A 13,222-nucleotide genomic window follows, 5' to 3' on the forward strand; every position below is an offset into this window, starting at 1 on the left:
ACGGTCGAGGCGAAGCATCCCCGGGGATCGGGGCGCTCGCGATGAGCCGGTCGAAACGTCCCGACCCGTTGGCCGCCATGAGCGCGCCGGCGGCCGCGCTGACGCGCGCCGTGCTGGCAGCGGCCGATGCGGAAGGGGTTTCGGTGCTTCTGGTCGGCGGACCCGTGCGCGACCTGCTGCTCGGACGCGAGATCGTCGACGTCGATCTCCTGGTCGACGACGAGGCCCCGGGCCGGGCGGCTGCGTTGGCGGAGCGTGTGGCGGGGGAGGGCTTGAAGAGCACCGTCCACCCGCGCTTCGGAACGGCCACCGTGCGTCAGGACGACGCGCACGTGGACCTCGCGACGGTGCGCAGCGAACGCTACGCGCACCCGGGCGCGCTGCCGACGGTCGAGGCCGGCACCCTCGATGAGGACCTCGCGCGGCGGGATTTCTCGGTGAATGCCTTGGCGATGCCCTTGTCGAAGAAGGCGCGCGCGGCCCACCCGGCCGTGGTCGATCGACTCGGAGGGCTCGCCGACCTGGAGGAGCGCCGGCTCCGGGTGCTGCACGATCGCAGCTTTCACGACGACCCGACCCGCGCGCTGCGCGCCGCCCGCCTGGCACCGCGCCTGGGCTTCAGCCTGGCGCGCGGTTCGCGTCGCGCGCTGCGCGATGCCTTGCGCGACGGCGCCTTCGCCCGGGTGAGCGGAGACCGCTTGCGCCGCGAATGCGTTCGCGTGTTCGAAGATGCATCGCGCGGGCTCGATCCGACCCGCGCCCTTCACGCCCTCGATGACTGGCATGTGCTCGGAGCCCTCGAGCCCGGGCTGCGGCTCGAAGGCGCTGCGCGACTGCCGCTGCGGCGGCTCGGGCGAGCGATTGCCGAGCCGCCCTGGAAGGCGCCGCGATGGCGGCCGTGGATGACGGGCTTCGGCGTCTGGCTCGGGCCGCTGCCGGCCGCACTGCGACGACGCGCCCTGCGGCGGTTCGGGTTGCGCGGCGCGCCGGCGAAGCGGGTGGGCGAGATTCCGCGCCAGGTCGAGCGCTCCCTGCGTGGCCTCGCGAAGGCACGCGGCCGCGGCGCGGTGGACGCGGTGCTCACCGGGCTGGGCGAAGAGGAGCTCTACGCGGTCTACGTAGCCGCCGAATCCGCTCTGCGTCGACGGATCGCGCGCTTCGCCGCCGAAGACCGGTCGCGTCGTTTGCCAGTCACGGGGGCCGACCTGCTCGCGGCGGGGCTCTCGGGCCCGGCGATCGGCCGGGCGCTGGAGCGGATTCGCGTGGCCTGGCTGGACGGCGCCGTGCGTACCCGCGAAGAGGCGCTCGCCCTGGCCCAGGAGGTCGCCAAACGCACGCGGGCAAAGCGTTAACCGCGCTTGCTCCGCCGAGGCCGATCTCCCATACTCGCGGCGCCCCTCCTCCTCTGCTCGTTTTCTCGCCTGCTTTCGGAGCACGCATGACGGCCGCGGGCCCTCCCGACGGGACACGCGACGCGCCGGCAGTCCATCCTGGCGCCGCCGCGACGAGCGAGAGCACTTCTGCATCCGCAGCTGCCGCGGCGACGTGGGGGGCCGACGAGCCCACCTACGCCGTCAAGCTGCCGGTCTTCGAGGGGCCCCTCGACCTCCTGCTCCATCTCATTCGCACCAATGAGGTGGACATCACCGACATTCCGATCGCGACGGTGGCCGAGCAGTATCTCGCGTACGTGGAGCTGATGCGCGAGCTGCAGCTCGACATCGCTGGCGAGTACCTGCTGATGGCGGCCACCCTCGCTTGGATCAAGTCGCGCATGCTGCTGCCGCCGGATCCCGCCGCGATCCAGGACGAGAGCGTCGACCCGCGCGCCGAGCTGGTCGCGCGCCTGCTCGAGTACCAGCGCTTCAAGGAAGTCGCCGGCGAAATGGGCGAGCGACAGCTCCTCGGACGCGACGTCTTCCCCGCCCAGGCGCCGGGGCCCGAGCCGGAGCCCGAGGCCGAGCGCGAGATCGAAGTCGGGATCTTCCAGCTCATGGAGGCGATGAAGCGGGTCCTCGACAAGGCCTCCCATACCGGGGCGGCCCACGAAGTCGAGGCCGAGACCGTCACCGTGCACGAGCGGATGCTCGCGGTGATGGACTCGCTGCGACACCGCGACGCCTGTGAGTTCGAGGAGCTGGTCATCGAGAACGGCGTCCTGGCGGGACGGCCGATCATCGTCACGACGTTCCTCGCGATTCTGGAGCTCACCCGGCTCGAGGCGATCGGTCTCTATCAGGGCATCGACGAGCGCGGGGTCCCGCGCGGCACCATCCACGTGAAACGCAAGCAGCATCCGGACGATCGCGAGTGGGTCGAGCGCGTCTCGGACCTCATGTAGACGAGGAGAGGGCATGGCCAAAAAGAAGGCGGTAGCCGCCGAGGCGCAGGACGCGACGAACCACGCCGCCGAGCAGTCGGAGAACGCCGAACAGCCCGAAACGGTGGAGGCGTCCGCCGAGAAGCAGGGCGGGAAGAGCGGGAAGTCGAGCGTCGACCGCGAGCAGCAGCGGCGCGTGGTCGAGGCGATCATCCTGGCTTCGCCCGAGCCGATCGCGCCGGCGCGGGTGGCCGGGGTCCTGCCTCGCTGCAATCCGTCCCAGGTGCGCGCACTCGTGAAGGAGCTGAACGCCGAGTACGTCGAGCAGCGTCGGGCGTTCGAGATCTGGGAGGTCGCGGGGGGCTACCAGCTGCGCTCGCTCCCCGAGTTCGCTCCCTATCTGAAGCAGATCCAGAAGACGCGCCCGCTGCGCCTGTCGGCGCCGGCGCTCGAGACGCTCGCGGTGGTCGCGTACCGCCAGCCGGTGACGCGCGCCGAGATCGAGCACATCCGTGGTGTCGACGTCGGGGCCGTGCTGCGCAGTCTGCTCGACCGCCAGCTGGTCCGGATCGCCGGGCACCGCGAGGTCCCGGGGCGGCCGATCGTGTACGCCACCTCGCGGCGCTTCCTCGAGGTGTTCGGTCTCGCGAAGCTCGGCGACCTCCCGACCTTGAAGGCGATCGAGTCGCTGGCGGACGCCGAGGAAGAGGACGCGGCCGAGGGCGCCGAGGGCGAGATCACCGTCGAGCTTGCTCCCGACGAAGAGACCGAAGCAGCTGCCGCCGACGCGGAGGCCGAGGCGGAAGCGCCGGCCGACGCGGCTGCGGAGTCGGCCGAGAACGAGGCGTCGGATCCCGAAGACACGGCGGGGCCGGCGACTTCCCACTGAGCGAGTCGCGCCCGCTCGGTGAGGCGCGCTTGCAGCGGATCCTCGCCGCGGCCGGGGTGGCGTCGCGTCGCGCGGCCGAGGAGTGGATTCGCGCGGGACGCGTCACGGTGAACGGACGGGTCGGGACGCTCGGCGAGCGGGCGGATCCCGCCCGCGACGTGGTCTGCGTGGACGGCGAGCGTCTCACGCCAGAGCCCCTCGCGTACTGGATCGTCCACAAGCCGCGCGGCGTCGTGACCACGGTGCGCGATCCCGAGGGTCGCCCGACGATTCTGTCGCTGCTCCCCGAAGCCGCTGGACGCCTGTATCCGGTCGGTCGCCTCGACCGCGACACCGAGGGCCTGGTGTTGCTCACCAACGACGGTCCGCTCACCCACGCTTTACTCCATCCCTCCCACGAGATCGAGCGCGAGTACGTGGTGCGCGCGCGAGGGGCGATGCGCGAAGGGGCACTGCGGCGCCTGGCCGAGGGCATCGTGCTCGACGACGGACCGACGGCACCGGCGGGCGTCGAACGCGTCGAGGTCGAAGAGCGCTTCACGACCTTCCATCTGACGGTCATCGAGGGGCGCAAGCGCCAGATCCGCCGGGCGCTCGAAGCGCTCGGTCATCCGGTGCTCGGGCTGTGCCGCATCCGGATGGGACCGCTGGTTCTGGGGCGGCTCGCCGCCGGGGAAGCCCGGGTGCTGGCCACCCACGACCGCCGCCGGTTGTTGCGCGCGACGGGACTTGCGTCTCCGCGCACGCGCAAATCGGGCTCGAAGAAGGCGCGTGGGAAGGGGAAACCCGGGGCATCGAGAAAGCCTCGCAAATAGCATCTATCTATTTGATTTCATTGGATTTTTACTGTTAGACTGCTTCGCGAGAGGTGGTCTCGATGCGGTTTCGAACCGGTGATGCGCGCACGTTGTCGGCGGCCCTGCGGCAGGGACGCGGTTGGTGTGTGGGGCTCGCGGCGGCGCTCTGCGCGGCGCCGGCGGGTGCTGCGATCACGGGCGTCTGCCCTGACGGGTCGATCTTCATCGTGCAGAGTGCCGACGCCATCCCGTGCTCCCAGGCGAAGCGCGTCGAGCCGAGTGACGTACCGCCGCTGCAGCCCGAGCGGCTCCCGCGCCCCTACGGTTGGGAGCGCTTCCAGCGCGAAGCGGACCCGAACAACCCGTACAACTTGATCGGGGCCGGCCGCGCTCCGAGTGCACCGCCGCCCGCCCCGACGAATGCGCCGGCGCCGGGAGTCCGACCGCCGGCCGTCGCGCCCGCGCCGGTACCGCAGGTCGCGGCGGTCCCGCCCGCGCCTCCCCAGGCGCGGGGCGTCGACCTCGGCTTGCATCCCGACGAGGTTCGCGATCTCGACGCGATCGTGCAGCTGATGCAGGACGTCGCTCCGGCGACGGTCGCGCGCTACGACGACCGCGGCGCCGCGGTGGCTTCGGTGGCGCTGGCGCATTCGCCCGCCTTCGAACAGCGCCTGCGCGCCGCCTTGCCGGGCGTGACCGGCCCCGTGGTGCTCTTCCGCGCGGTCGCCGACACGCCGGCGAGCTTCCACGGCAACCTCACCTTCGTGCAGGGGCACGTGGCCTTCCACCCGGATCCCGCGAACCCCGCCCAGCTCGGACTGCTCGACGGCCGCTTCGGGCCCCTCTCGGGTGGGGCCCGGGTGCTCGGCTACGCGGTCCTGCCGGCACACCTCGACCCGGCTCAGCCCTTCGACATCTACTGGAACGATCGTCGGGTGACGGCGACCCTGCGCCCCTAGGGCGCGCCGGGCGCGTTTTCTTCGCCGCGGATGCGCGCGGCCACTTCGGCACCGCGCCCCTCGAAGGCGACGCCGCGGGCCTCGGCCCTCGCGAGGATGTCGCGCGCTCGGGCGGTCTGGCCCAGGAAGTCGTAGGTGAAGGCCAGGCGCCAGTGCCCCTCCGAGAAGTCGGGCGCGAGCGCGATCGCACGTTCGAGCAGTGCGATCGCTTCCGCCGGGCGCTTGCGGTAGGTGCGCAAGGTGGCGAGGTCGAAGAGCAGCTCCTGACGGTTCGGCGAGCGCTCGAGGGCAGCTACGAGCTCCCGGTCGGCGGCCTCGAGCCAGAGCGTCTCACCGAAGAGTTCGAAGCGCTTCTGCGCCAGCTTCGATTTCACGAGTGCGGGGCGGATGTCGAGGGGATGGCGCTGCTGGTTGTCGATCATGTGGCCGAAGCTCGCGTCGAGGAGGCGGCGGGCCTGCTGGCGGAGGTTCTCGGCCTGGGGACGTCCCTGGGCGAGGCGCGCTTCGAGCTGCGCCGCGCGTTGCTGCAGTTCCTCGGCCTGCGCGTCGTCCGCCGCGCTCGCTGCCCGGCGCAGGCGCTCGGCGCGCTTCTCGTTTGCCTCGACGCGCTGCCAGTTCGTCGCGTAGCGGCCCGTGTTGCGCAGCACCGCCGCGGCGAACTCGGTGCGCGCCGCCGGATGGTGGGGAGAGGGAAGGGCGAGCCCGCGCTCGAAGCGCGCGAGGCCGGGCGCGTCGGCGCGGGTAGTGTCCGGCGCCTCGAGCAGGTGCAACGCATCGATGGTGCGCGCACTCGCGAGCCAGGGCAGGACGCCGGTCGCGACGACCCAGAGCGTCGTGATCGCCGCCAACCCGGCGAACCCCGCCCCGGGAATCGGGCGCGATGCTGTGGGCGCGGGGTCCGGCGGCATCGGGCGCAGATACGCGAGCAGCCCGAAGAGGGCCAGGTAGCTGCTCGGGTTCTCGAAGACGCCCTGGGTGTAGGCGAAGTGGGCGGCGAGATAGCCGAGGGCCAGCACCGCGACTCCCCGCGGACGCGAGCCGGCGCGCAGGTGCGCGATCGTCGTCCAAGCGGCCGTCGCGAACAGCCCGAGGTAGGCGAGGGCGCCGAACACGCCTTGGGTGGTCAGCGTGTTGAGGAGCGTGTTGTGGGCCTGATCGAACCAGGTCTCGGCGTAGGAGGACGAGGTGATCGCGGGGTCGAAGGCGCTGTTGAAGGCGTAGTAGAAGTTCGCCGTTCCCCAGCCGAACCAGGGCGCCTCGCGCCAGGTCTCCAGCGCAATCCGCCAGACGCGAAACCGGGAGGTGGTCGGGAAGTCGTCCAGGTCGGTCAGCAGGGCGAGGCGCCCGACGAAGGGCAGGTCCTCGAGCCACGGGGCGGCGACGCCCGACCAGAGCAGCGCAGACAGGGCTGCGCCGACCGCCAGTACGCCGACGCCGAGGGCGCCGGCGATCCAGGCGCCCCGCGGCCGTGCGGCGAGCGCCAACGTCGCGGCGCACAGACCGCTGGTCGCGAGAAACACCGCCAATCCGCCGAGCCCGCTGCGGCGCTCGGTCACCAGGATCGCGGCGACTCCCAGGGCCAGACAGGCGGCCCCGGCGCCACGGCCCGCGCGCGTCTTCGACAGGAGCCAGGCACAGCCGCCGAGGAAGACGACGAAGAGTCCGAGGCCCGAGACGTAGAGCGCGTTGCCGAGGGTGGCTTCGACGTGGCTGCCGGGGTCTTCGGTGCCCGGCGCCAGCAATAGGCGTTGGACGACGGCCCACGCCGCGACGCCGGCACCCAGCACGCCCCACGCCCCGCCCACGCGTTGCCAGCGTTCGGGTGTGCGCACGAGATGCGCGAGGGCGAAGTAGAGGGCGCCGAGATGGAGCAGCGTGAAGCTCCCGAGCATGCGCGTCGGGGTATCCCAGAACGAGCGCCAGGCGTCGACACCGGTGGCCGTCGAGACCAGGGCCGAGGTGACGAAGGCCAGCACGGCGGCATCGAGCCCGGTGAAGCGGATCCTCGTGCCGTTGCGCCACGCCTGGGCCGCCCACAGGGCGACGAGCACCGCGGCGAGCGCTCGTAGGAAGTGCACCTTCGGCGTGACGTACGGGTAGAGGACCTGCGCCGAGTACAGCCAGGGCACGAGGCCGAGCCCTGCGGCGACGGCCAGCGCAGCACGCGGCAGCCGCGCTTCGACAGCGTCGGTCGTCAATCCCGCAGGTCCCGCGTGCTCGGCACGGTTTCGCGCGTGGTCCCCTGGGTCGGTCTCACGCGACGCAGCGCGCGAGGAACGCATCGATCACCTGGGTGGCTTCGAGGCCCTCGGGGACGGGGAAACCGTCGAAGCCGTGGGGGGCACCGGGGAAGACCTGGAGTTCGGCCGGACGTCCGGCCGCGACCCAGCGCGGGTACAGGAACAGGGTGTGGTCGAGCAACGGGTCGAGGGTGCCCACGGTGAAGAGCACCGGCGGCGCCTCGGAGAGATCGGCGTAGAGCGGGGACACGTCGGGGTCGCGCAGGAGCGCCGGGTCGGGCACGAAGCAGCGCGTGAACCAATCGATGTTGGTTGAGTTGAGCAGCACCTTGCGGTCGTCGAAGGCCGCATGGCTCGGCACCCCAGAGAGGTCGTAGAGCCCGTACACCAGGTTGGCTCCGCAGAAATGGAAGCCGTGCTTGCGCGGCATGCGCAAGGCGGTGACGGCCGAGAGGTGTCCGCCGGCAGACTCGCCGCCCACCAGGATCTTTGCCGGGTCGGCGCCGAACTCGGCCTTCGCGTTCTCCGCAAGCCAGAGCGCCGCGGCTTCGCAGTCGTCGGGGGCCGCCGGGTACGGGTGTTCGGGGGCGAGGCGGTAGTCGACACTCACGATGGCCAGGCCGAGCTCGTCCGCGCGTCGCTCGTTGGCAACGTCCATCATCGCGGCCTCGCCGATCACCCAGCCCCCGCCGTGGATGTGGAGCATGGCGCCCCGCACTTCGCCCGCCGGGCGAAAGATGCGGACGGGCAGGGGCCCGGCCGGGCCGGGGAGGGTGCGTTCTTCGACGCGGTCCGAGGTCTGGGCCGCCGACATCATCGGGTTGTCGCTGAAGTCCTCGCGTGCCTTCTGCGCCGCTTCCACGGTCGGCTCCTGGGCGCCGGCGATCTCGATGTTCTTCTCCATGAAGTCGACGATCCCGAGCAGCGCCTCGCTGGTGCGCGACGTGTCGAAGTGCTTCGGGTCGAACGGGTGGCTCATCGGGGTCTCCCGGTTGGGTCCTGTAGCGACGGGGTCGTGCTCGGACTGCGAGCGTGGTTCAGGCGCGGCGTTGCTGGAGACGCTGGGCTCGGGCGATCCAAGCCTCGGCTTCCAGATACTCGGCGATCTCTTCGAAACTGTCGGTGGGCCCGCGCCACTCCCAGTCGTCGACGCTGCCGACGGCGGGGCCGTCGGTGACGAGGGTGGCGAGCTTGCGGAAGAGCAGGGCGTCGTCGCGCTGCTCGGCCAGGGTCGCGGCGAGCTTCGCCGCGCCGCGCACCTTGAAGGGCCAATCCGCCGGGTCGGCGGGAATCTTCTCGAGGTGCTGGAAGTGGGCGAGAACGGTCGCCGCCGACTTCGCCCCCCAGCCCGGCAGGCCCGGGAAGCCGTCGGCGGTATCTCCGACCAGGGCGAGGTAGTCGGGAATCGACGCCGGATCGACCCCGAACTTCGCGCGCACGCCGTCGGCGTCGCGCTCCTCCTGCTTGCGCCGGTCGAACTGCACCACGCGCGTCCCGCGCACGCTCTGGCCGAGGTCCTTGTCCGGGGTGCAGATCCAGACCCGCTCTACCCGCGCGTCGGCGTCGGCCACGGCCGCTGCGGCCGCGAGCCCGTCGTCGGCCTCGTACTCGACGAGGGGCCAGACCTGGAAACCCGCCGCGCGCAGGGCGTCCTCGAGCAGCGAGAACTGGCTGTGGAGCTCTTCTTCGAGGCCTTCGCCCGTCTTGTAGCCGTCGTAGAGGTCGTTGCGAAACGACTCCACGACGTGGTCGGTGGCGATGCCCACGTGGGTCGCACCCTCCTCGAGGAGCCCGAGCATCGAACCCAGCACGCCGCGGGCCGCACCGATCTCCTGGCCGTCGCGATTGGTACGGGAGGGGAGGGCGAAGTAGTGGCGGAAGAGCTCGTAGGTGCCGTCGACGGCGTGGACGTGCATGACGTCGGGGAGCCTCGCCGAAGCGGGCGTCCCGCGTCAAGCGGGTCCGTCGGCGTCAGCGCGGGTAGGTCACGTACACCTGGGTGTAGATGAGAGAGCCGTTGGGGGCGCGGGCGATCCCGATTCCGGTGGCGTTGAAGGCCGGGCTGTAGAGGTTGTTGCGGTGGATCTCGGAGGCGATCCAGGCGTGGAGGATCTCCCGGTTCGGTTCACCGCGATCGGTGACGCCGATGTTCTCGGCAGCCAGGGCGAAACCGCGCGCGGCGCCGCGTTCGATACGGTGGAGGGGGTTCTCGCCTTCCGGGTTCTCGTGGGCGAAGAAGCCCCGCTTCGCCATGTCGCGGCTGTGGGCTCTTGCCACGGCGTCGAGGTCGGCCCGGCGTTCCAGGGGAATCAGGTGGCGTCCCTGGCGCACCTGGTTCACGCCGTCGTGGAGTCCGGCTTCGAGCTGGGTGAATCCGTCGGCGCTGGCGCCGAAGGGGGAAAGCCACAGCGCGATCCACATGCCGATCAGGAAGCCGAGGCCCTGGGCGGGCGTGCGCGGCATCAGTTGGTCCTCTGGCGGCGCGGCGATTCGAGGTCGAGCACCGTCGCGTCGAGCACCTGGCGGCGCGTCAGGCGGCCGCCTTCGTAGTGGGACACGACATCCATGCGGCCATCGCCGTTCGCGTCTTCCTCGACGCGGGTGACCTGCTCGTCGGCGTCGTAGTGGGTGACGAGATCGGTGCGGCCGTCCCCATCGTCGTCGCGTTCTTCGCGGGCCAGCTTGCCGCCCTCGTAGAACGCGATGTGGTCGCGGAAACCGTCGCCGTCCTTGTCCCGTTCCAGCCGGGTGATGGTACCGCGTTGGTAGCTGCTCCAGCTGTCGACGTGACCGTCACCGCTCTCGTCCACGCGACGGCCGACCACCTGGCCGTTGCGGAAGGCCGTCCAGGCGTCTAGGCGACCGTCGTGGTCGGTGTCCTCTTCGATCCGGATCACCTCGTGCGAGCTCGGGTCGTACACGACGGTCTTGTCCGGGCGCGCGTCGAAGTTGTCGTCGAAGCGCTCGCGCACGATGGCGCCGTTCTCCCGCTCGATCCAGTGGTCGGTCCGACCGTCGCCGTCACGGTCGACGTGTCCACTGACGGTCTGGGGCTCGGCAGAGACCCGCGGAGTCGGGGGACCGGCCGCGCGCGGCGTGGTGGCGGGGATCGGTGCGCGGCTCGTGATCTGGGGCGCGGGTGCCTGGACCGCTCCTCGCGGAGGTGCTTGGACCGCTCCTCGGTTCCGCAGGCGCGCGAGCTCGTCGGCGATCGAACCGCCTCCCGTCGCAGGAGCCACTGCGCGCGGCGGAAGCGACTGGCTGGGGGCTGCGCCGGGCGCGGGTGCCCCGCGTTCGGCGAGCTGACGCTCCATCTCCTGGAGCTGGGCGGTTTCGTAGTCGACCGCCGGCGGGCCGTGGGTCGGTCGCGGCTGGTCGCCGTTGCGGGGCAGGGCGGGGCCAGGTTCGGGTTCGCCGCGGACCTTCTCGTACCCATACTTGAAAGGAGCGGCCATCACGGCGAAGGGCAGCCCGACGTACTTGAGCCAGAGCGGCTCTTCGTTGACCTGCACGTGGCGCGTCTCTTCGGTCTCGGCGCCGCCGATCATGGTGATGCCACCGCCCGGCGCCGCACCGCTACCGCTGCGGCGGGTCTGGCCGGGCGCCGTCGCGTACTCGGGCGGCGGGACGGCGACGCCGGGCGCCACCGCGCCCTGGGGCACGTGCGCGCCGGCCGCCGAGGGCGGCGTGGCCGGGAGGTGGGGGTTGTGGGGGTTCGCGCCAGCCTGGGGCTGGCCGTAGCCCGCTTCGCGCGGGTGGTAGTTCCCGGGATGGGGCGGGGCCGACTGGCCGGGATAGATGATGCTGGCTCCGGCACCGGTGTTCACGACCGGCGTGCGATCGACGTCGCCTTCGCGGTTCAGCGCCGCCCAGCAGCCGAGCTGGGTGCTCGCGAAGACCACCGCCGTTCCCACGATCCAAGTCCGAGATACGCGCCGCATACGGGTTCCTCCAGGAGACGAACTCCCGCCGTACAGCAGTGCAAGAACCGTGCGAACCCTTGGCAAAAAGCGCGGAGGGCGGATTCCCGCTGCGCGGCGGCGGACCTCGCCCGTCGCTTGCGCTCCGGCTGCCGGTCACCCGGGCCGCAACTGATCGGCAACCGACGCACCGGGTCTTCCACCTCGCGGAACCAGCGTTCCGCGCGACGGCCCGGCTCCAGGGAGCGGGCCTCTGGAGAGTTGCTTCTGGGCAAGGGCGGTGGGGCGGAACAGCAGGCTAGGACGCCGGTTCCGGGGCGTCGTCGTCGCTGCCGATCCGACCGATCGCCCAGGTGGCAGCCAGGCCGAGCCCGATCAGGGCGGCGCTTCCGCCGAGGTGGCTCGCGGTGGGCGTGAAGCGGGCCACGGGCCAGTCTTCGGGGTCGAGATCGGCGACGTTGGCCTCGGTGATCAGGCGTCCGTCGATCACGTCACCGACACCCGGCGGTGTCGAAGCTTGGAAGGGCCACAGGCCGACGATCGCGCCCAGCAGCAAGCCGAGCAGTGCGCCGAGGGTCGCCTTCTCGAAGCGTGCCAGCAGCCACTTCAGCAGGTTGCTCACGCCGACCACGCCGAGGACGACCCCCAGGCCCAGCGGAACGACCACGCCCATGGCCTCGAGGACCAGACCGAAATCGGCGCCGGCCCCGGTGGCGCTGTCGCCGAGGACTCCGCGTTTCAGCTGATCGATGGTGCCGAGGATGCTCTCGTACTGGCCGAGCAGAAGCAGCAGGTAGCCGCCGGAGACGCCCGGCAGGATCATCGCCGATGCGGCCGCGAGCCCGGACAAGAACACGAGCAGCGTGCTCTGGCTGCCACCGCCCGACGCTTCGCCTCCGAAGGCCATCACGCACATCAGCGCGAACGACACGGCCGCCGCGACGTAGACCGGCGGTGTCGCCGGGCGGGCCAGACGCCAGAGCAACGGCACGCCGCCGAGGGTCAGGCCGATGAACAGGCTGTACATGATCCAGCGGTGGTGCACGACGAGATCGCGGATCGTTCCGGCGAGCAGCAGGATGCCGAGCGCCGCCGAAACCACGATCGCGCCCAACAGCACCAGCGACCGCGGCCGGAAATGCAGGGTGGTGACTTCTGCGATGGCCTGGATGAAACCGGGGTAGACACCCGCGGCGAGCAGCATCGTGCCGCCGCTGATCCCGGGCACGAGATTGGCGAGGCCCATCAGGGTGCCGCCGATCACGCCGCGCGCAGCGGCGGTGGCAAGCGGGGCTTCCGCGCGGTCGGCTTCGGGCGCTGCATCCAGAGACAAGAGACGCTCCTTCGGGCGGCGCGATACTCTAGCAGTACGCCTGCGGTGCCGTGGTCGCCGGGAGGGCAACCCATGTGTGGCCGCTTTGCGCTGACGTCGACGCCCGAGGCCCTGGCCGAGCGCTTCGGTCTGTCCGTATTGCCCGTCTGGGCGCCTCGCTACAACGTCGCGCCCGAGCAGACGCTGTGCGCGATTCGTCAGGGCGACGCACGGCCCGAAGCCGTGTCCCTGCGCTGGGGATGGGTACCGGCCTGGGCCCGCGATGCGAACGCCACCCCGCGCCCGATCAACGCGCGTTTCGAGACCGTGGCCGAGAAGCCGTCGTTCCGCGACGCCTACGCCGCGCGCCGCTGTCTGGTTCCGATCGATGGCTGGTACGAGTGGGAGAAGATCGGTGGCGGGCGCCAACCCTACTGGCACGCGGTTCCCGGTGAGTCGCTGCTCGTGGTGGCTGCGCTCTGGGAGCACTGGGAAGGGGTCGACGGGGAGGAGCGCGAGAGCGGTGTCCTGTTGACGGTGCCCTCCGTCGGTGCGGCGGCGGAGCATCACCCGCGCATGCCGCTCGTGCTGGCCCCGGGTTCCGTCGCGCCCTGGCTCGAGGGCGACGAGGCGACACCGAGCCTGGCGGCCCTCTTCGATGCGAGCCTCGCCACCCGCCTCACCACCGAACCCGTCCACCCGCGGGTCGGATCGGTCGCGAACGACGATCCGTCTTGTCTCGAACGCGTGGCTCCGCCGCCCCGACAAGTCTCGCTGTTTTGAGC

At 71.4% G+C, this 13,222-nt stretch carries 12 protein-coding genes; 6 read left to right on the forward strand and 6 right to left on the reverse strand.

Annotation, left to right across the window (positions count from 1 at the left end; translation table 11 throughout):
- The 5 genes from AAF430_16035 to AAF430_16055 form a co-directional block, all read left to right on the forward strand.
- Positions 1 to 1,352: hypothetical protein (locus tag AAF430_16035; protein ID MEM7411741.1), on the forward strand; the 1,352-nt coding region annotated here is incomplete at its 5' end.
- 86 nt (positions 1,353 to 1,438) lie between these two features.
- Entirely contained in the window at positions 1,439 to 2,341 is a 903-nt protein-coding gene (locus AAF430_16040; GenBank protein ID MEM7411742.1) for a segregation/condensation protein A, read from the forward strand.
- A 13-nt stretch (positions 2,342 to 2,354) separates the two neighbouring features.
- Positions 2,355 to 3,209, forward strand: coding sequence for an SMC-Scp complex subunit ScpB (gene scpB / locus AAF430_16045; protein MEM7411743.1), 855 nt, complete (start codon positions 2,355 to 2,357; stop codon positions 3,207 to 3,209).
- A gap of 29 nt (positions 3,210 to 3,238) precedes the next feature.
- On the forward strand, positions 3,239 to 4,024 hold the full coding sequence (locus tag AAF430_16050) for a pseudouridine synthase (GenBank protein MEM7411744.1): 786 nt from the start codon (positions 3,239 to 3,241) through the stop codon (positions 4,022 to 4,024).
- A 62-nt stretch (positions 4,025 to 4,086) separates the two neighbouring features.
- Positions 4,087 to 4,965 carry a hypothetical protein gene (locus tag AAF430_16055; GenBank protein ID MEM7411745.1) on the forward strand — a complete coding sequence of 293 codons (879 nt, stop codon included), beginning with the start codon at positions 4,087 to 4,089 and terminating at the stop codon, positions 4,963 to 4,965.
- Here the strand turns inward: AAF430_16055 and AAF430_16060 are convergent.
- The 6 genes from AAF430_16060 to AAF430_16085 all read right to left on the reverse strand — a co-directional run bounded on the left by AAF430_16060 (position 4,962) and on the right by AAF430_16085 (position 12,458).
- Positions 4,962 to 7,163, reverse strand: a complete 2,202-nt coding sequence (locus tag AAF430_16060) for an O-antigen ligase family protein (protein ID MEM7411746.1) — start codon at positions 7,161 to 7,163, stop codon at positions 4,962 to 4,964. The two genes, AAF430_16055 and AAF430_16060, sit on opposite strands and share 4 nt — an antisense overlap.
- Before the next feature lie 55 nt (positions 7,164 to 7,218).
- Positions 7,219 to 8,184, reverse strand: a complete 966-nt coding sequence (locus tag AAF430_16065; GenBank protein ID MEM7411747.1) for an alpha/beta hydrolase — start codon at positions 8,182 to 8,184, stop codon at positions 7,219 to 7,221.
- A gap of 58 nt (positions 8,185 to 8,242) precedes the next feature.
- Positions 8,243 to 9,121, reverse strand: a complete 879-nt coding sequence (locus AAF430_16070; protein MEM7411748.1) for a 5'-3' exonuclease H3TH domain-containing protein — start codon at positions 9,119 to 9,121, stop codon at positions 8,243 to 8,245.
- Positions 9,122 to 9,176: 55 nt separating this feature from the next.
- Positions 9,177 to 9,668, reverse strand: a complete 492-nt coding sequence (locus AAF430_16075) for a CAP domain-containing protein (protein ID MEM7411749.1) — start codon at positions 9,666 to 9,668, stop codon at positions 9,177 to 9,179.
- Positions 9,668 to 11,146: a hypothetical protein gene (locus AAF430_16080; GenBank protein ID MEM7411750.1), complete on the reverse strand. Its 1,479-nt coding sequence runs from the start codon at positions 11,144 to 11,146 to the stop codon at positions 9,668 to 9,670. Before AAF430_16080 ends, AAF430_16075 begins: the two co-directional genes overlap by 1 nt.
- Positions 11,147 to 11,423: 277 nt before the next feature.
- The gene (locus AAF430_16085; protein ID MEM7411751.1) at positions 11,424 to 12,458 is read right to left on the reverse strand and encodes a DUF368 domain-containing protein; all 1,035 of its coding nucleotides are present in this window, start codon (positions 12,456 to 12,458) and stop codon (positions 11,424 to 11,426) included.
- Between the two features lie 72 nt (positions 12,459 to 12,530).
- Here AAF430_16085 and AAF430_16090 point away from each other — a divergent pair, with 72 nt between their 5' ends.
- The gene (locus AAF430_16090) at positions 12,531 to 13,220 is read left to right on the forward strand and encodes an SOS response-associated peptidase (GenBank protein ID MEM7411752.1); all 690 of its coding nucleotides are present in this window, start codon (positions 12,531 to 12,533) and stop codon (positions 13,218 to 13,220) included.
- Positions 13,221 to 13,222: the final 2 nt, after the last annotated feature.

The organism is Myxococcota bacterium, assembly GCA_039030075.1.
Classification (GTDB): domain Bacteria; phylum Myxococcota_A; class UBA9160; order UBA9160; family SMWR01; genus JAHEJV01.